18 protein-coding genes are annotated in these 22,678 nt (G+C 50.4%); 14 read left to right on the top strand and 4 right to left on the bottom strand.

All coding sequences use genetic code 11. From position 1 onward, the window contains the following. Positions 1-206, top strand: a 206-nt coding sequence (locus WGC32_RS07505; RefSeq protein ID WP_342681245.1) for a hypothetical protein, incomplete at its 5' end; no start/stop codon positions are given. 13 nt (positions 207-219) lie between these two features. Further along, positions 220-735 (top strand): DUF1648 domain-containing protein, encoded by a 516-nt coding sequence (locus tag WGC32_RS07500; protein WP_342681244.1) that lies wholly within the window; start codon positions 220-222, stop codon positions 733-735. A gap of 48 nt (positions 736-783) precedes the next feature. Here WGC32_RS07500 and mnmA read toward each other — a convergent pair whose 3' ends face one another. The 4 genes from mnmA to rnhA form a co-directional block, all read right to left on the bottom strand. Further along, on the bottom strand, positions 784-1,824 hold the full coding sequence (mnmA, locus tag WGC32_RS07495) for a tRNA 2-thiouridine(34) synthase MnmA (RefSeq protein ID WP_342681243.1): 1,041 nt from the start codon (positions 1,822-1,824) through the stop codon (positions 784-786). Further along, positions 1,817-2,242, bottom strand: a complete 426-nt coding sequence (gene nifU, locus WGC32_RS07490; protein WP_342681242.1) for a Fe-S cluster assembly scaffold protein NifU — start codon at positions 2,240-2,242, stop codon at positions 1,817-1,819. The genes mnmA and nifU overlap by 8 nt, the downstream gene beginning before the upstream one ends. Positions 2,243-2,272: 30 nt before the next feature. Beyond that, positions 2,273-3,454 carry a cysteine desulfurase NifS gene (gene nifS / locus WGC32_RS07485; protein WP_342681241.1) on the bottom strand — a complete coding sequence of 394 codons (1,182 nt, stop codon included), beginning with the start codon at positions 3,452-3,454 and terminating at the stop codon, positions 2,273-2,275. 131 nt (positions 3,455-3,585) lie between these two features. Further along, complete coding sequence (gene rnhA, locus WGC32_RS07480; RefSeq protein WP_342681240.1) at positions 3,586-4,038, bottom strand: ribonuclease HI; 453 nt, start codon at positions 4,036-4,038, stop codon at positions 3,586-3,588. 263 nt (positions 4,039-4,301) lie between these two features. Here rnhA and WGC32_RS07475 point away from each other — a divergent pair, with 263 nt between their 5' ends. The 12 genes from WGC32_RS07475 to secG all read left to right on the top strand — a co-directional run bounded on the left by WGC32_RS07475 (position 4,302) and on the right by secG (position 22,543). Next, a complete protein-coding gene (locus WGC32_RS07475; protein ID WP_342681239.1) occupies positions 4,302-6,668 on the top strand; it encodes a sugar phosphate nucleotidyltransferase in 2,367 nt (788 codons plus the stop codon). 364 nt (positions 6,669-7,032) lie between these two features. After that, positions 7,033-9,006, top strand: coding sequence for a ribonuclease J (locus WGC32_RS07470; RefSeq protein ID WP_342681238.1), 1,974 nt, complete (start codon positions 7,033-7,035; stop codon positions 9,004-9,006). Between the two features lie 53 nt (positions 9,007-9,059). Beyond that, positions 9,060-11,039 (top strand): DHH family phosphoesterase, encoded by a 1,980-nt coding sequence (locus WGC32_RS07465; protein WP_342681237.1) that lies wholly within the window; start codon positions 9,060-9,062, stop codon positions 11,037-11,039. Between the two features lie 19 nt (positions 11,040-11,058). Then, a complete protein-coding gene (locus tag WGC32_RS07460) occupies positions 11,059-11,610 on the top strand; it encodes a nitroreductase family protein (RefSeq protein ID WP_342681236.1) in 552 nt (183 codons plus the stop codon). 60 nt (positions 11,611-11,670) lie between these two features. Then, positions 11,671-12,120: a 50S ribosomal protein L9 gene (gene rplI / locus WGC32_RS07455; protein WP_191509734.1), complete on the top strand. Its 450-nt coding sequence runs from the start codon at positions 11,671-11,673 to the stop codon at positions 12,118-12,120. Positions 12,121-12,213: 93 nt separating this feature from the next. Further along, positions 12,214-13,560, top strand: a complete 1,347-nt coding sequence (dnaB, locus tag WGC32_RS07450) for a replicative DNA helicase (RefSeq protein ID WP_191509733.1) — start codon at positions 12,214-12,216, stop codon at positions 13,558-13,560. After that, positions 13,550-14,917, top strand: a complete 1,368-nt coding sequence (gene tilS / locus WGC32_RS07445; RefSeq protein ID WP_342681235.1) for a tRNA lysidine(34) synthetase TilS — start codon at positions 13,550-13,552, stop codon at positions 14,915-14,917. Before dnaB ends, tilS begins: the two co-directional genes overlap by 11 nt. A 17-nt stretch (positions 14,918-14,934) precedes the next feature. Further along, positions 14,935-15,474, top strand: a complete 540-nt coding sequence (gene hpt / locus WGC32_RS07440) for a hypoxanthine phosphoribosyltransferase (RefSeq protein ID WP_191509731.1) — start codon at positions 14,935-14,937, stop codon at positions 15,472-15,474. Between the two features lie 100 nt (positions 15,475-15,574). Further along, positions 15,575-17,548, top strand: coding sequence for an ATP-dependent zinc metalloprotease FtsH (gene ftsH, locus WGC32_RS07435; protein WP_342681234.1), 1,974 nt, complete (start codon positions 15,575-15,577; stop codon positions 17,546-17,548). A gap of 264 nt (positions 17,549-17,812) precedes the next feature. Beyond that, positions 17,813-19,795: a DNA gyrase/topoisomerase IV subunit B gene (locus WGC32_RS07430; protein WP_342681233.1), complete on the top strand. Its 1,983-nt coding sequence runs from the start codon at positions 17,813-17,815 to the stop codon at positions 19,793-19,795. Positions 19,796-19,817: 22 nt separating this feature from the next. Beyond that, a complete protein-coding gene (locus tag WGC32_RS07425; protein WP_342681232.1) occupies positions 19,818-22,049 on the top strand; it encodes a DNA topoisomerase (ATP-hydrolyzing) subunit A in 2,232 nt (743 codons plus the stop codon). A 248-nt stretch (positions 22,050-22,297) separates the two neighbouring features. Beyond that, positions 22,298-22,543 (top strand): preprotein translocase subunit SecG, encoded by a 246-nt coding sequence (gene secG, locus WGC32_RS07420; RefSeq protein WP_191509727.1) that lies wholly within the window; start codon positions 22,298-22,300, stop codon positions 22,541-22,543. Positions 22,544-22,678 lie beyond the last annotated feature (135 nt).

Below are 22,678 nucleotides of genomic sequence, written 5' to 3'. Positions count from 1 at the left end.
AAGTAATCATACCACCAAGGCTTGAACAAAGTTCAAGCCAGCGTCATTTAGGCGCTGGCTTGGTTTTTCGGCCTTCTAGGCCGCGCTTCAAGCCACCCCTCTTAGGGGTGGTCTTGACTGCAAAAATAGTATACAAATGGGTTGCTTTTTTCGAGGCGATGGCGTATGATGGTGCCAACACAAAGATAATATATTTCTATCTGTGAGAAGGTGGATCATATGAGTCGGAAAGTTTCCTATACCAAAGCACAGATGGTAGGAGAGATTCTCTGTCTGGCAGTACTACTTTTCACAGCATTAGGACTTTGGCTTCGCTGGCCTGGCATACCGGAGAGAATCCCCACCCACTATGGATTTTTAGGTGAGGCAGATGCTTGGGGAAGCAAGGATTCCTTATGGATTCTGTGGCTTGTTCAGGCCGGCTTATATCTGCCGCTCACCGTTGTGACATTTTTCCCGAAGGTTTGGAACACCCCGGTGCCGGTGACAGAAGCGAACCGAAATTTCGTCTACAGCACCACCCTTTCAATGCTCATTGTAATGAAATTGGTGATTGTCTGTGTTTTCTTTTACCTGGTGGTTATCGCTGGAGGGCAGGAGAAGAGCTTGGGTGGATGGTTCTTCCCGGTGGTTTTAATCGGGATTTTCGGCCCTTTAGTCTATTTCTGCCGCAAATGTTCTCGGGGAGCCAGAGCCATTGAAAATATGGCCCAAAACGGAAAAAGTGCTTCATAGGAAAAAAGAAATGTCCCTGGACTTTAAAGTCCAGGGACATTTTTATATCTAAAAAGAAGTATCGATAAAGCCGCCGCCGATAACGTAGTCCCCGTCGTAAAAAACACAAGACTGACCTGGGGCAGGGGCACGCTGGGGTGTGTCAAATTCCACTTGTACCCTGCCTTCCGCCAGAGGGGTGATGGTGGCATCGGCTTCCTTTGCCATGGATCGGATTTTAACTCCGGCTCGAAGGGGAGAAGACAGCACATCCATCCCGATCCAATTGAGCGCAGATAGGATAACTCCTTTAGCATATTCTCCGCCGGCATAGGCTAGGCGAATAACGTTGTCGACAGGGTCAATTTCTCTCACGAAGACCGGGTGGCCTAAGGCAATCCCCAATCCTTTGCGCTGGCCCACTGTATAGTGGAGCAGCCCTTTATGACGGCCGCAAACCTGGCCTTCCGGAGAGATAAAGTCCCCTTCCGCCATGGGACCGGTGAGAGCCTCCACATAAGCGGCATAGTCATTGTCGGGGATAAAACAGATCTCCTGGCTGTCCGGCTTGCTGGCACAGGAGAGCCCGGATTCCTCTGCAATAGCGCGCACCTGAGATTTAGGAAGGCTGTGGAGAGGGAGAATCAGCCGGGAAAGCTGTTGCTGACTCAGCCGATAGAGCATATAGGACTGATCCCGCTCCAGACATCCGGCTTTTTTGAGAAGATAACGGCCATTTCGCTCCTCTACACTGGCATAGTGACCGGTTGCTACCAGCTCAATGCCCAGCTCATCCGCTTTTTCTAACAAGAGGGCAAACTTGGTGGTTGGATTGCAAATTACACAGGGATTCGGAGTTTTTCCAGCCCGGTAAGCGTCGGCAAAGGGTCGGATAACATTTGTCTCAAAGCGGGCGTAATCTCTCGCCACATAGAGGGGAATGCCGAGAGCGGCAGCGGTTTCTCTCGCGGCCACCACAGTTTGGGCATGGGGCGGTGAGAGATCCAACACAACAGCGGAGACATCGTAGCCCGCCTTCTGCAGCAAAAAAACGCAAGCGGAGGAGTCCACCCCTCCGCTGAGCGCAACTAAAATTCGTTTGTTAGACATGGCAGGCTTCACACTCACCGATATCCCCTACGATAGGGGTGGGATCAATGCCCTGCCGGTTGTAATAATCTGCCAGGGCCGCTTTGACAGCCTGCTCCGCCAACACGGAGCAGTGGATTTTCGCTGGGGGAAGCCCGTCCAGCGCTTCTACTACCGCTTTGTTGGTCAGTTTCAGCGCGTCCTCAATAGATTTCCCCTTGATCATGTCGGTGGCAATAGAGCTGGTAGCAATGGCAGCACCGCAGCCAAAGGTTTTAAATTTCACATCGATGATGGTGCCGCCTTCGATTTTCAGATACATTTTCATAATATCGCCGCACTTGGCGTTTCCTACCTCACCGACGCCGTTGGCATCGGGAAGTTCGCCCACATTGTGGGGATTGGTGAAGTGCTCCATGACTTTATCTGAATACAACATAACACTCGTCCTTTCTTATGTTTTGAGGATTTATTTCTCCTGGGCAATAATCCGCTCCCAGAGGGGGGACATGGCCCGCAGTTTTTCGATGACGCCTGGAACTACCTCCAGGATATAGTCTACATCCTCAGTGGTATTAAATTCTCCCAGAGTCAACCGCAGGGAACCATGAGCCACTTCATGAGGCAGCCCGATGGCAATCAGCACATGGCTGGGATCCAGAGAACCGGAGGTGCAGGCCGAACCAGAGGAGGCGCAGATACCATTTTGGTCCAACCATAGAAGAAGGGATTCTCCTTCTACTCCTTCAAAGGAGATATTTACATTGCCCGGCAGCCGTCTCTCTCGGTCGCCGTTTAGGCGGCAGCGGGGGATTTGCAGTAACCCGTCAATGAGACGATCCCGCATCTGTTTGACCTTTGAGGCCCGCTCCTCAATGCCGTTGCATGCGATTTCCATTGCCGTAGCAAGTCCAACAATACCGGCAACATTTTCTGTCCCTGCCCGTTTGGACTTTTCTTGAGCGCCGCCGTCGATGAGGTTAGGAATGACGATCCCCCGGCGGATATACAGGGCGCCTACGCCTTTGGGTCCGTGGAGCTTATGTCCAGAGAGGGAAAGCAGATCGATGTTCTGCTCTTTTACATCAATGGGGACATTGCCCACGGCTTGTACCGCGTCGGTGTGAAAGAGCACTCCTTTTTCGTGGCAAACCTTACCGATTTCGGCAATGGGCTGGATGGTTCCGATTTCATTGTTGGCGTACATGATGGTGACAAGGGCCGTATCTTCCCGGATCGCGGCGGCTACATCCTCCACCCGGACAAGTCCCTGTGGAGTGACTGGAAGCTCGGTGATTTCAAATCCCTCTTTGCGCAGGGCATCCATCGTGTGAAGGACTGCGTGATGCTCGAATACAGAGGTGATAAGATGCTTTTTTCCCTTTTTGGCCATGGTGTGGGCCACGCCCTTGATGGCCCAGTTGTCAGCCTCTGAGCCGCCGGAGGTGAAGAAGATTTCCTCTGGCTTTGCTCCCAGACAACCAGCTACAGTTTCCCGGGCGCTGTTTAGTGCCTTGAGAGCCTCCCGCCCTTTGGAATAGATGCTGGATGCGTTCCCATAGCCCTCGGTTAGCCACGGAAGCATAGCGTCGAGAACGGGCTGCGTTATTTTGGTTGTCGCGGCGTTATCCGCGTAAACAAATTTTTTCATCTTTGTTGTTCCTTTCCTACCGCTGCCTGTGGGGCAGCTTCTATGCTGTAAATATTCCATTATTTTGCCACAAGAACCTTACAACTATAATATATACTAAAGTAGTAGGAATTACAATACCCTATTTGCATTTATTTCCGATATTTTTGACTTTGGGCCACAGCCAGCTCATCACACCGTTCATTCATAGGATGCCCTGCATGGCCCTTGACCCATACAATTTTTACCTGATGAATTTCAAAAAGCTGGAGCAGCTTGTCCCACAGATCAGGGTTGAGGGCAGGCTGATTTTTTCCCCGGGTCCAGCCGTTTTTCTTCCACTTTTTAGCCCATCCCAGATCCATGCCGTTTTTCAAATACTGGGAATCGGTGGTCAGGGTAACCTGGCAGGGACGTTTCAGGGCGGATAGAGCTTCGATGGCGGCGGTGAGTTCCATCCGGTTATTGGTGGTTTCCGCGGCCCCTCCGGAAAGCTCCTTGGTGACGCCGCCGCACTCCAAGATAGCGCCCCATCCTCCAGGGCCTGGATTCCCGGAACAAGCGCCGTCAGTATAAATATTGACTTTGGTTAGGTCGTTTTTCATTCTATTCTCCCAATGAAAAATTTGAATATCATTATCTATGACAGGTATGTTAAATTATACCTCTTTAGGGGCTTTTCTACAAGGGGGAAACGCCGTTTTTCACTAAAATGGTCCCCTTTTCCTCAGCTTTCAGGGAATGACCCTGAGGCATCCTCCTTTTTTCTGGATCATGAGCATAGATCACCCAGGCTGCTGCCAATACTAGTAAAACCAACTGCACAAAATTGGATGCAGAAAGACTGGCCGATGAGAGGAGCAGCAGTATGAACGCAGTGATTATGGCAGGCGGAGAGGGAAAAGGGCTCAGGCCTCTGACATGCAACCTGCCCCAAACTATGGTGAGACTATGTGGAAAGCCCGTTATTTCTTATCTTATGGATTTGCTAATTGAACATGGATATCAGAGATCGGTGATCGCCCTTCGCTACCTCCCTGAAGTGGTGGAAGATTATTTTCATACCCGAAGATACCGGGGATTGCAGATTGATTTTTTCCGGGAAGATGCTCCCCTAGGTACGGCGGGAAGTGTGAAGCTGGCGGCGAGAAAACTGGAGTTGTCAGAAAAGGATCCGCTGCTTGTTATGGGTGGAGACTCTATTTGTGATTTTGACCTGGGCCAAGCCGTGAAATTCCACCGGCAGGCAGGAGCGGATTTGACCATCATCGGGAAATCGGTGGAAAATCCATGTGAGTACGAGCTGATTGACCGGGAGGAAACAGGAAGAGTCCGGGGACTTTTGGAAAAGCCGGGCTTTGCACAGGCGGTAACCGATATTGCCAATACCGGTGTTTACCTCGTCAATCCTCAGTGCCTGGAGCTGATCCCCGAAGGGAGGGAATATGATTTTGAAAAGGATCTGCTCCCTCAGATGCTGGCATTGGAGAAAAATATTATGGTGTGGGAAGATACAGGATACTGGTGCAAGATAGAAGAGATAAACGATTTTGTCAGGTGTCAGCAGGACATTCTGCTGGGCAGGGTAAACTGCCGGCTGGATGGGGAACGGGATGAAGAGGGCAACATTATTGCCCGTGCTCGACCGGTAGGGGATTATCATCTGACACCGCCCTGCTATATCGGCGAGGGCGTCAATATTGCAGACGGTGCCTTGGTTGAGGGGCTCTCCGTCCTGGATCATGGATGCGCGGTGGGAAGAAACAGCCGGATTACCGGTGGGATTCTCCTGCCGGAAAGCTTTGTGGGGAGAAAGTCCGTGGTAGCCGGTGGCATTGTCTGTGACGGGGCGTCTGTCAAACCGAGGGCCATGGTGTTTGAAAATGCCGTAGTGGGCGCTGGAGCAGTTATCGGTGAGGGAGCGGTGCTCCACCAGGAAGCTAAGATCTGGCCGGGGAAATGGGTGGAAGACGGCGCCCATTTTTCCGGCCAGCTGAAGACAGGCCGGGCCCACAAAGCTTATTTTGACGATGAGGGCATTGTAGGCCATATTGGGGTGGAAATTACCCCGGAATTTTGCGCCCGGCTAGGCGCTGCCGCCGCCACGGTGGAAGGAAGCGGGAAGATTGCCATTGGCGTCAATGACAGCCATTGTGCAAAGGCTTTGGCAGAGGCTATGGCGGCCGGGATTCTGGGGGCAGGAGGCCAGGTGTTCGATTTTGGGGAGTGTTTTGGCCCGCAATTTAATTTTTGCTGCTCTTTTTCTTCCATAAAAATGGGATTTTTCATCCAGGTGAAGGAAAAAGCGGTGATCCGGATGGTGGCGGAAGGGGGAATCAGCGCCCCCAGACAGCTGGAACGGGCAGTTGAACACTGCTTGAGAAATGGGGATTTCCGTCGGACACCACCCGAGAAATATGCCCAGGTGGTGGATATGTCCGGCGTCAGTGCCATTTATAAAAATGAGCTGTATCGTTTTGCGCCCTACGGGCTGATGGGGATGCAGTTGCAGTTGCGGTGCGAAAATACAAAGATCCATCAGATGATGTGGGAGGTGCTACAGAAACTGGGAGCCCAGCAAAGCGGCCAGGAAGGAATTCCTGTAGTGGAAATCAGCCCTGACGGAGAGCGGGCAAAGGTCATCTGTGGAGATATTGTTTTTGACAGACTTCATCTGTTATGTGTGTGCGCGGCCTATGAAATGCAGCAGGGCAAAGAGATTTCGGTCTGCTTTGACGCACCGCGGGTATTGGATCAGGTAGCCAAACGCCAGGGAAAGGTATTGCGTCGATACTATAGATGTCCAGCGGATCAAAGCGATCTGGAGGCTAGAGAACTTGCTTATGCCCAGCACTGGACAAGGGATCCCCTGATGCTGGTGGTGAAATTTTTGTCCCTTCTTCACGTCCAGCGGATGTCACCGGCTGCTGCCGTTGCCAGCGTGCCCGATTTTAGCTTAGAAGAAAAAAGCATCCCCTGGGAGGGGACTCCTGGAGCATTGCGGAAGGAATTACGGGAGGAAAAGATTGCCGCAGATGGAGAGGACTTCACCGAAGGAATCGTGATCCAAAAGCCCGATGGCATTGTTTTATTACAGCCCAGCAAGCTGGGAAATCGTATCAAAATTATGGCGGAAGCGGCCAACAGCGAGACGGCAAAAGAACTCTGCGATGGGTTTGAAAAGCTGCTGAACAAGAAGAAACTTGACATGCAGGGAGAGAAAGCTTACAATTAAAAAGAGTATATTGAGATTCGCTGAGGATATTTTGTCAAAGAGCTAGAGGAAAATGTGGATTCCTCTAGGACTGTAATGTCCTCTGTGGATGAACGGCTACGTTTTTTGACCCGGCTAACAAGAACAGAATCAAGCAGGCCGGGACTGAGAAATCATGGAAAGCGGAAAATATACCAAAGAATAATGAAATGATCCTTTGCGAGGATCAAAAGCATGCTTTGGCTCATGTAAGACACGATGAAAAGAATAGAAGATAATAGAAAAAGAATGATTTGGCACCCTTTTGGCTTGGATTGTGGCCGGAGGGTTTTATGCTTTGGTGCGTTGAGGCAGGGCTGCTTTGAGACAATGGAGGTTACAAAGCGTGAACGAAGAAAACAACAAAACTGTGCGCAGGTCCTTTTTCAAGGCTGGTGGATCGGCAAAAAAACCAGCGAAAACGACTGCGCCCAGAGCTGCTGCATCCAATGCTTCCAAAGCTGGGGCGGGGGCTAAGGCGAAGCCTACCACCAAAGCACAAGGTGGGGCGAAAGCAAAAGATACAAAGCTCTACACCAAACTTGACACTGGGAAAGCAGGGGTGTTGGAGTCGCTGGAAGAAAACATTTTAGGACGGACTAAGAAACAGCCGGCAAAGAATACCAAGTCCGGCAAGAAAACTGCCAAGAAGGAGATTCGGCGGACACCGCTGCGGATTATCCCCTTGGGAGGACTCCTGGAAATCGGAAAAAACATGACCATGTACGAATGCGGCAACGACGCATTTATTGTCGACTGCGGACTTGCTTTCCCTGATGAGGAAATGCCGGGCATCGACGTGGTCATTCCTGATTTTACCTATGTGGAAAAGAACAAGGATAAGATCCGGGGCATTATGATTACCCACGGACATGAAGACCATATTGGAGGACTGCCCTATCTGCTCAAAAGCGTCAACATCCCCGTCTATGGCACAAAGCTGACCCTGGGGCTGGTCGAGGGGAAACTCAAGGAGCACGGTCTTCTGGGCAAAGCAAAACTCAATGTAGTCAAGCCTCGGGACATTGTCAAGGTGGGGTGCATGGCGGTAGAATTTATCCATGTTAACCACTCCATTGCCGACGCTTGCGCACTGGCCATCCACACCCCGGCAGGCGTTGTGGTTCAGACCGGGGATTTCAAGGTAGACTATACTCCCATTGAAACAGAGATCATCGACCTGGCCCGGTTTGGAGAACTGGGCAGCCGTGGTGTGCTAGCGCTGCTTTCCGACTCCACCAACTCAGAACGGCCTGGCAGTTCGGAGACCGAGAGTAAGGTGGGAGAGTCCTTTGAACCCCTTTTCAAACGGGCGGAAAAACAGCGGATTATCATTGCGACCTTCGCTTCCAATATCCATCGGGTACAGCAGATTGTCAACGCTGCTGTCCGTTACAAAAGAAAGATTGCGATTTCCGGCCGCAGCATGGTCAATGTGGTAGGAAAGGCCATGGAATTAGGCTATCTGTCCATTCCAGACGGTATCCTCATTGATATTGATATGCTGCCCCGCTATCGGGATGATCAGATTGTGCTGATTACCACCGGCAGTCAGGGAGAGCCCATGTCTGCCCTATCCAGAATGGCCATGGGGGATCACCGGAAGGTGTCCATCTCTTCCCGGGACTTTATTATCATTTCCGCCAACCCCATTCCGGGCAATGAGAAAACTGTTAACCGGGTGGTTAACGAGCTCATGCGGTTGGGTGCGGATGTGATCTATGAAAAAATGTACGAGGTCCACGTTTCGGGCCACGCCTGCCAGGATGAACAAAAGCTGATGATGGCCCTGACCCGGCCAAAATTTTTCATCCCGGTTCATGGCGAGTATAAGCACCTGAAAAAACATGCGGAAACTGCCCTGAGTATGGGAATCCCCAGGGATCATATTATCCTGCCGGAATTGGGCAAGATTATTGAGCTAGACGGGGTGGACGCCAAAATCGCAGGAACCGTCCCGGCCGGCAAGGTCATGGTGGATGGCCTTGGCGTAGGGGATGTAGGTTCCATTGTACTCCGTGACCGGCGGCATCTGTCAGAGGACGGATTGCTGGTTATTGTTGCTACCATTGACCGGGAAAGCGGCCAGGTGGTGGCTGGGCCTGATGTTGTGTCCCGCGGTTTTGTCTATGTCCGGGAGGCAGAGGACATGATGAATGAGGTGCGCAAAATTGTAACCGAGGTCCTGGAAAGTTGTCGAGAACACAACATCCGGGAATGGGGTACCATGAAAACACGGGTTAAGGATGCGGTTTCTGACTTCTTATATCATAAGACCAAGCGAAGCCCCATGATTTTGCCTATAATCCAGGAAACTTAATGACAATATCCTGCATTTGATGCGGGGAGAGCAAACAGTAAAGGGGCGATGGCATGAAGGAAAAGGTATGGCTTTACCGGCCGCTGATATATCTGTTGATGATTCTCTGCGCAGGCCTTGTAATAGCGACATTTTTTGTGGATATCCGGCTGTTTTATGTGGAACTGGCTGTTGTGCTGGTAGCTTTTATTTTTATCATCGTGCGGATCGTAGGGATCCAAAAGGATCTCCACCTTTATCTGCAGCAGCTGGGCAACACCCTGACCACAGCGCAGAAAAGCTCTTTGGTGGAATTTCCCATCCCGGTCATGGTTTCTATGCAGGGCAATGAAATTGCGTGGTACAATAACATCTTTCGGGATAAGGTGGCTAAGGGGAAGGATATGATCGGTATAGCGGTTACCGATATCATCAAAGACCCGGAGAATCCAAAACTACGTACCGATGATGGGGCCTATCTTAACTATGATGGGCGCAGCTACCGGGTATTCCGCTGTGAGGCGGAAGAGGATGGCCATGTCATCAGCATGTATTATTTTGTGGACCAGACCACCCTGATCAGCATTGCCAAGGAGTATGAACTGACCCGTCCTTCCGTCATGCTTATCGTCATTGATAACTATGAGGAACTTCTCCAAAACGCCAAGGACAGCGAGAAAGTTCAGATTATCAGTGAGATTGAACGAGCGATTGAGAATTTTATCGGAGACACAGCTGGACTCCTACGCAAACTGGAAAAGGATAAATTTGTGGCGGTGGTGGAGGAGCGCTATATGCGCCGCATCATCGACAGCAAATTTGATATTCTGGATAAAGTCCGCTCAATTGTAGCCGGTGATCGGATGCCGGCGACCTTGAGCATTGGTATCGGAAGGGATGGAGACAGCCTTTCCGAGGCGGAAAATATGGCAAAGCAGGCTCTGGATATGGCCTTAGGACGCGGCGGTGACCAGGCGGCACTGAAGACCCAGAAGGGCTTCGAATTTTACGGTGGCGTATCCAAGGGCATTGAGAAGCGAACCAAGGTCAAGACCAGGATTGTGGCTTCTGCCCTATCGGAGCTCATTGAAAACAGCGACAGCGTCGTTCTCATGGGACACCAGTTCTCCGATCTGGATTGTGTAGGCGCGGCTATAGGTTTATGCCGTGTCATCCGCAATATGGGAAAAACTGCGGTGGTGGCTATTCATCGGGAGAAATCCTTGGCCACCCCTCTCGTTGACCGGATGATCGAAAAGGGCAGCGGAGATATGTTTGCAGAGCCTGAAAAAATAATGGAAACGGTGACCAAAAAGACACTGCTCATTATCGTGGATACCCATATCCAGCATTTCTTGGAATCCCAGGAGCTGTATCAGGCCTGTAAATCGGTGGTTGTGATCGATCACCATCGGAAGATGGTAGGCCATATTGACAATGCGGTTATTTTCTATCATGAGCCCTATTCTTCCTCAGCGTCTGAGATGGTTTCTGAGCTGGTCCAGTATTTGGGAGATCAGAATGCCATTGGAAAGCTGGAGGCGGAAGCCCTTTTGGCCGGCATTATGCTGGATACCAAAAATTTTGTAATGAAAACCGGTGTGAGAACCTTCGAAGCGGCGGCCTATCTGCGAAGATTGGGCGCGGATACTGTAGAGGTTCGGAAGCTGTTCTCCGATTCGATGGAGGCATACCAAAAGAAAGCCCGCGTTGTGGCAGGCGCTGAGGTTTACTGCGGATGCGCCATTGCCTGTATCAGTGGGCCTTACGATGAAGATATGCGGATTGTGGCCCCCCAGGCGGCAGATGAGCTGCTGGGAATCAATGACGTTGTGGCTTCTTTTGTTGCCTATGAGACGGATAAAGGGATTTCCTTCTCCGCCCGGAGCATGGGGGCGATGAATGTCCAGCTGGTGATGGAGCGGCTGGGCGGTGGCGGCCATCTGACCATGGCGGGAGCCCAGATCAATACGACCTCCATGGAAGATGCCAGACAGATGCTCCTGGAGGCGATTGACGCTTATTTTGCGGCGCAGCAGCAAAGCAGTAACTGAGAAAAGGAGAAGCTGACTGATGGAGCTGGAACAGGTGATTTCCCGAAGACGCAGCATACGAAAATTTCTGCCCCAAAGTGTGGAAGAAAGCAAAATTGAAAGGCTAATTGAAAGTGCTCGTCTCTGTCAATCGGCCAAAAATAGACAACCATGGAAATGGATGATTTTACAGCATGAATCTAAAGACCAGGTTGCAGATATTATGTTGGATTTGTTTCAACAAAATGATGTAGAGTTGCCGGGGTATGTCAATAGCTCAAAGGCGTCCGCTCAAATTATAAAAAACGCCCCCTTGCTTCTCCTGGTCTTCTGGGAAAAGGATGACATCTGGCTGCAGTCAGACTTCCTTTCCATTGGGGCTGCCATTGAACATGTTTGTCTGGAAGCGGTGAACCTGAACCTTGGCTCGGTCTGGATCCGGGATACTGAGTATACGGAAAAAGAAATCTGTGCTCATCTAGGTTATCCTGATCTGCAGTTGGTGTCAGCCATTGCTGTGGGTTATCCCGCGGAGTCTCCTCCTCAGCGCCCGCGTAAGACGAAAGAAGAAATTTTACTCCAAGAGAAATAGATATCCTATTCTTCTAACGAATTGATCTCATAAAATCATCCGAAAGGACGTGAACGTATTATGAAAGTAATTTTGACACAAGACGTACAGGGAAGCGGAAAAAAGGGGCAGGTGGTCAACGTATCCGACGGTTACGCCCGCAATTTTCTGCTCAAAAGAGGGATGGCAATTGAGGCAAATGCCCAGAATATGAATGTTCTCAAAAATAAGCAGGCGGCCCAGGAGCATAAGATTGCCATGGAGAAGAAAGCCTGCCAGGAAACTGCCAACGCCATCAATGGGAAGACTGTGAAGCTGACGGCAAAGGCCGGTGCCGGTGGGAAGCTGTTTGGCTCGGTGACGGCAAAGGAGATCGCGGAAGCCATCAGCAAACAGTATGGCGCTGAAGTAGAAAAGCGTAAAATTGTTCTGGACAGCGATATTAAAGCCTTTGGTACTTATGAATTTGAGGTGAAGCTCTATCAGGGAATCTCCGCGAAAATGTATGCGCAGGTTTCTGACGAGCAGTAACATAAAGGAAGTTTTCTGGTGCATCCGGCCGCTGATGACCGGATGCGCTTATTCTGGGCAGATGTAGTGTTATACTCAGAGGAGGTGAAGCAGATGGATGAGATGCCTGCACTTTTTGGACAGGAACTCCCTTATAACCTGGAGGCGGAACAGTCGGTGTTAGGGGCTATCTTGATCGATCCCTCTTGTATTTCCTCGGTGCTGGAATACATCACACCCGACTGCTTTTACCGCCCGCAAAACCGGCAGATTTTTTCCACCATCCTGCGGATGTTCACCGCCGGTCAGACCATCGACTTTGTCACATTGCTGGAAGCGGTGAAATCCGATGAGATTTTCGACAGCGATGAGGACGCTAAGGTGTATCTGGTTTCCTTAGCGCAGATTGTCCCCACCTCCACCAACGTGGAGGCCTACGCGAAGATTGTGGCGGAAAAGTATTATCTGCGCCGGTTGATCACCGCTTCTCAGGAGATCATTGAAAATTCTCAAAGCGGCCACGGGGATGCCTCCAACCTACTGGACTATGCAGAGCAGAAGATTTTTGATATTCGTCAGGGACGGGATTCCCAGGGATTACAGCGGATTGATGAGATCATCATTGAAACCTATGACAGGCTCCAAAAGCTGTCCGGTGAGAATAAGTCAGAGTTTATGGGAGTTCCCTCCGGCTTTACAGGCCTTGATAACATCACTGTAGGGCTCAACAAATCGGATTTGATTTTGCTGGCAGCCCGGCCCGCCATGGGAAAGACCAGCTTTGCGCTGAATATCGCCGCCAATGTGGCTGTGAAGTCTAAGAAAAAGGTGGCCATCTTTTCCCTGGAAATGACCAAGGAGCAGCTGGTATCCCGCATGCTTTCTTCAGAAGCGTCGATTTCCAGTATGTCCCTGCGCACCGGTGATATGACCAGTGAAGAATGGGTCCGTCTGGCCATGACGGCACAGAACCTTGCCAAGGCAAAGATCTATATCGACGATACCTCCGGTATGACAGTGGCGCAGATGAAGGCTAAGCTCCGCCGGATTAAGGATTTGGGACTCGTGGTTATCGACTATCTCCAGCTGATGAGCTCGGGACGACGCAATGACAACCGGGTGGTGGAGATTTCAGAGATCACCCGAAATCTGAAGATTATGGCCAAGGAACTGGATGTGCCGATTATCACCTTGTCCCAGCTTTCTCGAGGCCCTGAGGCGAGAACGGACCATCGTCCCATTCTGGCGGACCTGAGAGAGTCGGGTTCTATTGAACAGGATTCGGATATTGTATTGTTCCTTTACCGGGATGCCTATTACAACAGGGAGTCAGAGGAACAGAACGTAGCGGAGTGCATTGTTTCTAAAAACCGTCATGGTGAAACTGGCGTTGTCAAGTTGGCCTGGGACGGTCAATATACCCGGTTTGGAAATTTGGAGTTGTTTAGAAGTGAACCATAAGGTGCTGGACATTCTTGAAAAGAATCCGGCTCTTCACGAGAGAGAGGCAATCATTGTCGCCCTTTCGGGAGGGGCGGATTCCGTTTGCCTTCTGCACCTGATGCTGAGTATCCGAGAGCAATTGGGAATGGCGGTGATGGCGTGCCATCTCAATCACCACATCCGGGGAGAAGAAGCGGACCGGGATGAGAATTTTGTCCGCAGCCTGTGCGAGCGCCTCGGAGTTCCCCTGTTTGTCAAAGACGTTGACGTGATTTCTAAGGCAAAGGAACTAGGGATTTCTTTGGAACTTTGCGGGAGGGAAGAGCGTTACGCCTTTTTTTCGTTTTTGGCTGAGGAACATCATGCATGGGTTGCCACAGCGCATACTCTTTCGGACAGCATGGAAACTGCTATTTTCCATTTGGCACGGGGTACAGGGCTGCGGGGCTTATGCGGCATTCCATTGCAGCGGGGGGATATTCTCCGGCCGCTGCTGTCCTTTACGAGAAGGCAGGTAGAGGAGTACTGTAGGCAACACAGCCTTTCCTATGTGACCGACAGCACCAACCTATCCGATGATTATACCAGAAACTATATCCGTCACCATGTGATACCAGCCCTTTACAAGATCCATCCAGGATTTGAAAAGAACTTTGGAAAGACCCAGCGGCTCCTACAGCAGGATGAAGCATTTTTGGAAGACGCTGCCCGGAAAGCGGCGGAGGATGCGGCGTTAGAGGATATCAGCCCGAGTGGGGGAAGATATTTCCGTGCAGCAGAGCTTGCAAATCTCCCCGAGGCACTCCGGGGCAGAGCCATCCGCTTAATTTTGCTGGAATTCGATGCCTCCTGTTCGGGAACCCAGCTGGAACTGATTGAAAAGATCTTAAAGCCGGGAGGAACGGTGGAGCTGTCGCGGCATCTTTATTGCCGGTCCCAGGGCGGAAAGTTTTGGGTCCATCGTTTTCTGCCCCCCACGCCGGAAATTTCGGTGCCGGTTTTGCCTGGGACATATCCCATTGGCGACGGGAAACAGCTGCGGTTGGAGTTAATTAACCGCGAAAAGTTGGAGAATTTAAAAAAATTTCATCAAAAGGTATTAAAAAATACTCTGGACTATGATAGAATAAGCCTTACTGCACGCATTAGAATGCGGAAACCGGGAGATCGTATCCGACTTGCAGGCCGGGGCATTACCAAGACGCTGAAAAAGCTGTTTGCAGAAGCGGGAATCCCGGCCGAGAGCAGGGATAGAATCCCTCTTTTGGCAGATGATAAAAAGGTGCTCTGGGTCTATGGCTTTGGCTGTGATGAGACGGTGAGGGTCTCTGAGAAAACCCGGCGCATTCTTTGGATAGAGATAGAGGAAACGTAATGGCGGAGGGGTTTGACATGAAGGATGACATTTTAAAGGTATTGCTCAGTGAAGAAGAAATCGCGGCGAAGGTGCAGGAGATCGGTGCGCAAATCAGCAAGGACTACGCGGATAAAAATCTGCTGCTGGTCAGTGTGCTCAAAGGCTCTGTAGTGTTCATGGCTGACTTGATGCGAGCGATTACGGTCAATGCCGCCATTGATTTTATGTCGGTTTCCAGCTATGGTTCTGGAGTAAAGACATCCGGAGAGGTCAAGATTATCAAAGATCTGGACCGCCCATTGGAAGGGCTTGACCTGCTGCTTGTAGAGGATATTTTGGACAGCGGTATGACACTGAGCTACCTGCGCGACATGCTCTCCAAGAGAGGCCCTAAAAGCATCCGGATTGCTACCCTCTTAGATAAGCCTGCCCGCCGGCAGGCCGATATCCAGGCCGACTATGTCTGCTTTGACGTGCCGGATGAATTTGTGGTAGGATATGGGCTGGACTATGCAGAAAAATACCGCAACCTACCCTATGTGGGTGTATTGAAACCCTGCGTTTATGAAAAATAGCAGCCGCACTCTCGGAGAAATGCGGCCAAGCAATATAGGCCTTTTGGCCAGAACTCTTCCCATAAGGATGGAACAATGAAAGAAAAAGGAGTGACGCTATTTGGCAACCAAAAAACCCAGAAATATAGGGCTGTATATTGCCTTACTGGTTTTGCTGATTTTAGCAATGTCCGTACTCTATACCATGAGACCCACTTCTCAAATGAGATATAGTGAGGTGCTCAATCTCTTTGAGACACAACAGGTAACGGACTATACCCTTGACTTTGGTACAGGGGAACTAACGCTCAAAGTGGCAGGGCAGGAGAGCCCTATCATTTATAAAGTTGCCAATGTGGGCGTGTTCCTTGATGATATCAAAGAACATGTGGCAGCATACAACGAAGCGCATCCCGATGCGAAAATGACCTTCGATCAGATACCTGCCACAGAAATTCCGTGGTGGTTATCCATGCTGCCCTCCCTGCTTTTGGTGGGAGCATTGGTCATCTTCTGGGTGATGATGATGCGCCAGGCCGGCGGCGGAACAGGGAAGATGAATACCTTTTCCAAAGCCAAGGTCAAGCAGCCGCCGGATGGTCCCAAGACCACCTTTGCCGATGTGGCAGGAGCCGAGGAAGAAAAGGCAGAGCTGCAGGAAATCGTGGAATTTCTCAAAAATCCCCGCAAGTTTAACGAACTGGGTGCCCGTATCCCCAAAGGTGTACTGCTTATGGGACCTCCGGGAACAGGTAAAACCCTGCTGGCTCGGGCAGTGGCCGGAGAGGCTGGCGTACCTTTCTTCTCCATCTCCGGCTCTGACTTTGTGGAGATGTTTGTAGGTGTAGGTGCTTCCCGTGTTAGGGACTTGTTTGAAAACGCGAAAAAGAACGCTCCCAGCATTGTATTTATTGACGAGATCGACGCGGTGGGTCGGCACAGAGGTGCAGGCCTGGGCGGCGGCCACGATGAAAGGGAGCAGACCCTCAACCAGTTGCTGGTGGAGATGGATGGCTTCGGGATGAATACCGGCGTCATTGTTATTGCAGCCACCAACCGCCGGGATATTCTGGACCCTGCGCTCATGCGGCCTGGCCGTTTTGACCGGCAGATCGTGGTAGGGTACCCTGACGTCAAAGGGCGGGAGGATATCCTCAAGGTGCATACCCGCAATAAACCCATTGGACCGGATGTGGATTTATCTGTCATTGCCAAGTCCACAGCGGGTTTCACCGGTGCGGATTTAGAGAACCTGGTTAACGAGGCGGCGCTTCTGGCAGCGAGAAAGAACCTCAAGGCCATCACTATGGAGCAGATCGAGGAAGCGACCATCAAGGTGGTGGCAGGCCCTGAAAAGCGCTCTCATAAGGTTACAGACAAAGATAAGAAACTCACCTCTTACCACGAGGCGGGTCACGCCGTCTGTACCTACTATTGTCCTACCCAGGACCCTGTTCATCAGATTTCCATTATTCCCCGAGGAATGGCTGGCGGCTACACCATGAGCCTGCCTTCTGAGGATAAGAGTTATGTAGGCAAAAAGGAAATGATGGAGCAGATTGTGACCCTGCTGGGTGGACGAGTAGCGGAAAAACTGGTGCTGGAAGATATCTCCACCGGCGCCTCCAACGATATTGAGCGAGCCACCAGCATTGCTCGGAGCATGGTGACCCGCTACGGCTTCAGTGAGAAGCTAGGGCCTATCGTCTATGGCCAGGACCAGGGCGAGGTATTCCTGGGAATGGATATTGCCCACAACCGGGATTACTCGGAGAATGTGGCGGCGGAAATCGACTCGGAGATCCGGGAGATTATCGATACTGCCTATGAAAACACCAAGGACATTCTCTCTACTCATATGGATAAGCTCCATAAAGTGGCAGTCTATCTCTTTGAACATGAGAAAATTGAAGGCCTTGAGTTTAAAAAGCTGATGGAGGATCCTCAGTTTGGTGCTATTGAGGGCGACCCAGAGCAGTATTTCACCACCAACGGCGCGCCCAAGAAGGAAAACGGCGGAGACACCTTCCAAGAGGGCGCTGATGCAGGTGAGGTTTTGGGACAGCGGCCCGAAGAAGAGCCCCCCATCATTTAACCGATGGAATAAGAAACAAAAAACCGGATGTTTGTGAAAACAGCCGGTTTTTGTTTGTGCTTTCCACAACCTTTGTATTGCTGGGTAACCGGCGAATTTGACGGATGGAAAACTTTGGGTTACAATGAAAAATAAATTGTGTGAGGATATGAAAAAAGAACCATTGAAACAAGTAAAAAGTATTTGTGATAAAAGTGGGTATCCTTTCAAGTGATAGAAGCGAAAGCTGCTCCGGAAGCTGCCGGGGCGGGGAGGTTAAAATTCATGGCAAGAAAAACAGCAGAGTACGGCAACGACAGCATCCAGGCTCTCAAAGGCGCCGACCGGGTGCGTAAGCGTCCTGCCGTTATTTTTGGCTCCGATGGTATTGAAGGCTGTGAGCATTCCATCTTCGAGATCCTTTCTAACGCCATTGACGAGGCGAGAGAAGGCTATGGAGATAAGATCGTCATCACCAAGTACCTGGATCACTCGGTGGAAGTGGAGGACTTTGGCCGAGGCATTCCGGTGGACTATAACAACAATGAGAAGAAATATAACTGGGAGCTGGTGTTCTGCGAACTCTACGCAGGGGGAAAGTACAGGACCAATGAAGGGGAAAGTTACGAATTCTCTCTGGGACTCAATGGACTGGGCCTCTGCGCGACCCAGTATGCGTCGGAATATATGGATGTGGAAATTTTCCGAGATGGATATCAATATAATCTGCATTTTGAAAGAGGCGAAAATGTCGGAGGACTACAGAAACAAGAGGTAAAGAAAAAGCGGACGGGTACCAGAATCAAATGGAAGCCGGATCTGGACGTTTTTACCGACATTGATGTGCCGGATGAATACTACACCGAAATACTCAAGCGTCAAGCAGTGGTCAACGCCGGACTTCGTTTTGTGCTGCGGGTACAGACAGACAAGGGCTTTGACGAACAGGAATTCCTTTATGAAGAAGGCATTGTGGACTATGTCAAAGAGATTGCCGGCGAAAATTTCCTGACGCCGGTTCAGTATTGGACTGGGGAGAGAAAGGGCCGGGACCGGGAGGACAAACCGGAATACAAGGTAAAATTGCAGGTGGCCTGCTGCTTTTCCAACCGCACCAAGCTGATCGAATATTACCACAATTCCAGCCACTTGGAACATGGCGGTTCGCCGGAGCGGGCGGTAAAGCAGGCCTTTGTCAGTCAAATTGATGCCTATCTCAAACAGAGCGGTAAGTACCTAAAAAACGAGGGGAAAATCTCCTTTGTGGATGTGGAGGAATGCCTGATTCTGGTTTCTTCCTCCTTCTCCACCCAGACCTCCTACGAAAATCAGACCAAGAAGGCCATCACCAATAAATTTATCTATGACTGCATGACCGAGTTTCTCAAGCGCCAGCTGGAAATTTACTTTATTGAGAATCCGGATGATGCGGCAAAGATTGCTGAACAGGTGCTGATCAACAAGCGCAGCCGCGAGAATGCGGAAAAGACAAGGCTCAACATCAAAAAGAAGCTGGCGGGAACCATTGACCTGGCAAACCGGGTCCAGAAATTCGTCGACTGCCGCACCAGAGATACCTCCCGCCGGGAGATCTACATCGTGGAGGGAGACTCCGCCTTGGGCGCTTGTAAATTAGGGCGGGATGCCGAGTTTCAGGCTATTATCCCGGTGCGGGGAAAGATCCTCAACTGCCTGAAAGCAGAGTATGATAAGATCTTTAAAAATGACATTATCACCGATATTATCAAGGTGCTGGGCTGTGGGGTCGAGGTCAAGAGCAAGGCCAATAAAGACCTCTCTTCCTTTGACCTGGAAGGGCTCCGATGGAGCAAAATTGTCATCTGCACCGATGCCGATGTGGATGGTTTCCAAATCCGGACCCTGATTCTCACCATGCTCTATACCTTGACCCCCACCCTCATTGAGCAGGGCTATGTTTTCATTGCGGAATCTCCGCTGTATGAGATCAATTCCAAGGGGGAAACTTATTTTGCCTATACTGAGGCGGAAAAAGCGTCGATCCTAGAGAAAATCGGGAAGAATAAGTACACCATCCAGCGCTCTAAGGGGCTGGGTGAAAACGAGCCGGATATGATGTGGCTGACCACCATGAATCCGGAGACCAGAAGGCTCATCAAGGTCAGTCCCGATGACGCCAAGGCCACCAGCGAGATGTTCGACCTGCTGCTGGGAGAAAACCTAGCGGGAAGAAAGGACTTTATCTCCCAGTATGGCTATCTCTATTTAGACGCTGCGGACGTCTCTTAATTTCATCGGACGGAGGAACAACATGTCTCCAAAAAAAAAGATGCCCCAGAGGCCGAAGACAAACGCTAAGGCTCACCTGGAAAATGCAGGGGTAGTGGTGGAACAGTCCATTACCGACACCCTGGAAAAAAACTATATGCCCTACGCCATGAGCGTCATACTCTCCCGCGCCATTCCGGAAATTGATGGGTTTAAACCCTCTCATCGGAAGCTTTTATATACAATGTATAAAATGGGGTTATTAAACGGAGCGAGAACCAAATCTGCCAATGTAGTAGGGCAAACCATGAAGCTCAATCCCCATGGCGATCAGGCCATTTATGAAACTATGGTCCGGATGACCCGGGGATGTGAAGCCCTGCTGCATCCTTATATTGATTCGAAAGGAAACTTTGGCAAGGCATATTCGAGGGATATGGCTTATGCCGCCTCCCGCTATACGGAGGTCAAGCTGGCTCCAATTGCGGCCGAGCTTTTTGCTGATATTGACAAGGATACCGTAGATCTGGTAGACAATTACGACAACACCATGAAGGAACCCTCCCTTCTGCCGGTTACCTTTCCCTCCATTTTGGTCAACTCCAACGTGGGTATCGCCGTGGGAATGGCCAGCGCCATCTGTCCCTTTAACCTGGGGGAGGTTTGCGACAGCACCATTGCCCTGATGAAAAATCCAGAGCATGACCTGTTTGAAACCCTGAAGGGACCAGATTTTCCCGGCGGCGGGTTCATGCGCTATGATGAGAAGGAACTGGAACGGATGTACCGTACCGGCCGTGGCTCCATAAAGGTACGGGCCCGGTATACCTATGATAAGTCCGGCAACCGGATTGAAATTACCGAGATTCCCCCTACGACCACGGTAGAGGCTATTATGGACAAGGTAGTGGATCTGATCAAATCCGGTAAGATCAGAGAGATCTCAGACATGCGGGACGAGACGGACCTGTCGGGACTGAAAATCACCATCGACCTGAAACGAGGGGTAGATGCGGAAAAGCTGATGCAGAAACTTTTCCGGATGACCCCCCTGGAAGACAGTTTTTCCGCTAACTTTAATGTGCTCATCGGCGGCACACCGAAGGTCATGGGGGTTTATGAACTCATTGAAGAATGGGTGGCCTTCCGGCTGGAATGTGTGAAGCGCAGGCTTTACTTTGATCTCAAAAAGAAACAGGATAAACTCCACCTGCTTTTGGGGTTATCCAAGATCCTCCTCGATATTGACAAGGCGGTGAGGATTGTCCGGGAAACCGAGGAAGAGGAAGAAGTTGTTCCCAACCTGATGATCGGCTTTGGTATCGACGAGGTACAGGCTGAATTTGTGGCGGAAATTAAGCTGCGCCACCTCAACCGGGAATATATTCTCAAGCGGACCGCGGAGGTAGAGGATCTTAAAGCGGATATTAAGCGCACAGAAGAGATCCTAGCGGATAAGAAAAAAATCAAGGCGGTCATCATTGAGGAGCTGAAAGCGGTCAAGAAAAAATACGCTCAGCCTCGAAAGACCATGATTATCTATGTGGATGAAGCAGAGGAAACCGAGGTGGAGGAGGAAATTCCCGACTATGCAGTCAACCTTTTCCTGACCCAGGAGGGATATTTTAAGAAAATCACCCCCCTTTCCCTGCGGATGGGTGGCGAACAGAAGCTCAAAGAGGGCGACGCTATCAGCACTTCTGTGGAGAGCACGAACACGGCTGAGCTTCTCTTCTTTACGGATCGTCAGCAAGTTTACAAGACCAGAGCCTGTGAGTTTGATGACCAAAAAGCCAGTGTCCTGGGTGAATATATCCCTGCTCGTCTGGGAATGGACGAGGGAGAGAGTGTGGCGGCCATGATCGTCACCACCGATTACAGCGGATACTTGGTTTTTGTTTTCCAAAACGGCAAGGCGGCCAAGGTGCCCCTCTCCGCCTATGAAACAAAAACCCGCCGGAAAAAATTGACAACTGCATACAGTGACAAGTCGCCTCTTGTGGCGGTTTTCTATGTCAAAGCGGACTGCGAACTCTTGCTCAAGGCGTCCAGCCAGCGAATGCTTCTTGTGAATACTGCGCTGATTCCCGTCAAGACAACCAAGAGCACCCAAGGCGTTCAGGTGATGACACTGCGGAAAAATGCTTTTGTGGAGCAAGCGGTAGAATACAAGGACGATATGCTCACAAGCCCCCACCGCTACCGGGCAAAGAACTACCCAGCTGCCGGTGCACTGCCAAAGGCAGAGGATTTGGGAGAGCAGTTGACCTTCTAACAAAAAAATCGGACGGTCCGGCATAACCGGATCCGCCCGATGATAGCTTTACATATCGTGCAAACGCAGTGGATGATGTGTAAGGCCAGTAATAGTATGTGTCTCCTCGTGCTTTTTAGTCAAGTAAAAAATGGGAGGACTCCCAGATAAAATATCAAAAAGTGAGTTTTTCTCTTGCAAAGTAAAGAGAATTATGCTATTATATTACAAGTTAGCTTTCGGTAGCATTGGGGTTTGGAGGTGATACAATGGGACCTCTTGAGATAGCCGGTGGCATACTGCTCATTCTTACCAGCATTATTTTGATTATCGTTGTATTGCTCCAGGAGAGTAATTCCAGTGGAATGAACGCGATGACAGGTGCGACAGATTCTTACCTTGGCAAGAACAACAGCCGTACCTATGACGCTATGCTCAGACGCATTACAAGAGTGGTAGCGATTATTTTTGTTATCGTGACCATTGCAGTAAATGCAATCGCCGTTTTCATGTAGAAGACGATCTGTTAAAAACCCTGCGAAATCCGCAGGGTTTTTTTACGTCTCTGTCTTTCTATAGAATTTATAATGAATGGGTAAAATTTTGGGAAAACTGGTGTTGAGCATAAGAAAATGATAGCCTTTTCAAAG

Origin of the sequence: Zongyangia acetica, from assembly GCF_038739695.1 — a bacterium.
In the GTDB taxonomy this organism is placed as follows: domain Bacteria; phylum Bacillota; class Clostridia; order Oscillospirales; family Ruminococcaceae; genus Zongyangia; species Zongyangia gallinarum.
The sequence above is the reverse complement of the archived record's forward strand: the minus strand, read 5'-3'. Positions and strand labels throughout refer to the sequence as shown.

Coding starts and splice junctions, on each gene's coding strand:
- WGC32_RS07500 (WP_342681244.1), top strand. CDS start 220: ATGAGTCGGAAAGTTTCCTATACCAAAGCACAGATGGTAGGAGAGATT.
- mnmA (WP_342681243.1), bottom strand. CDS start 1,824: ATGTCTAACAAACGAATTTTAGTTGCGCTCAGCGGAGGGGTGGACTCC.
- nifU (WP_342681242.1), bottom strand. CDS start 2,242: ATGTTGTATTCAGATAAAGTCATGGAGCACTTCACCAATCCCCACAAT.
- nifS (WP_342681241.1), bottom strand. CDS start 3,454: ATGAAAAAATTTGTTTACGCGGATAACGCCGCGACAACCAAAATAACG.
- rnhA (WP_342681240.1), bottom strand. CDS start 4,038: ATGAAAAACGACCTAACCAAAGTCAATATTTATACTGACGGCGCTTGT.
- WGC32_RS07475 (WP_342681239.1), top strand. CDS start 4,302: ATGAACGCAGTGATTATGGCAGGCGGAGAGGGAAAAGGGCTCAGGCCT.
- WGC32_RS07465 (WP_342681237.1), top strand. CDS start 9,060: ATGAAGGAAAAGGTATGGCTTTACCGGCCGCTGATATATCTGTTGATG.
- WGC32_RS07460 (WP_342681236.1), top strand. CDS start 11,059: ATGGAGCTGGAACAGGTGATTTCCCGAAGACGCAGCATACGAAAATTT.
- rplI (WP_191509734.1), top strand. CDS start 11,671: ATGAAAGTAATTTTGACACAAGACGTACAGGGAAGCGGAAAAAAGGGG.
- dnaB (WP_191509733.1), top strand. CDS start 12,214: ATGGATGAGATGCCTGCACTTTTTGGACAGGAACTCCCTTATAACCTG.
- hpt (WP_191509731.1), top strand. CDS start 14,935: ATGAAGGATGACATTTTAAAGGTATTGCTCAGTGAAGAAGAAATCGCG.
- WGC32_RS07430 (WP_342681233.1), top strand. CDS start 17,813: ATGGCAAGAAAAACAGCAGAGTACGGCAACGACAGCATCCAGGCTCTC.
- WGC32_RS07425 (WP_342681232.1), top strand. CDS start 19,818: ATGTCTCCAAAAAAAAAGATGCCCCAGAGGCCGAAGACAAACGCTAAG.
- secG (WP_191509727.1), top strand. CDS start 22,298: ATGGGACCTCTTGAGATAGCCGGTGGCATACTGCTCATTCTTACCAGC.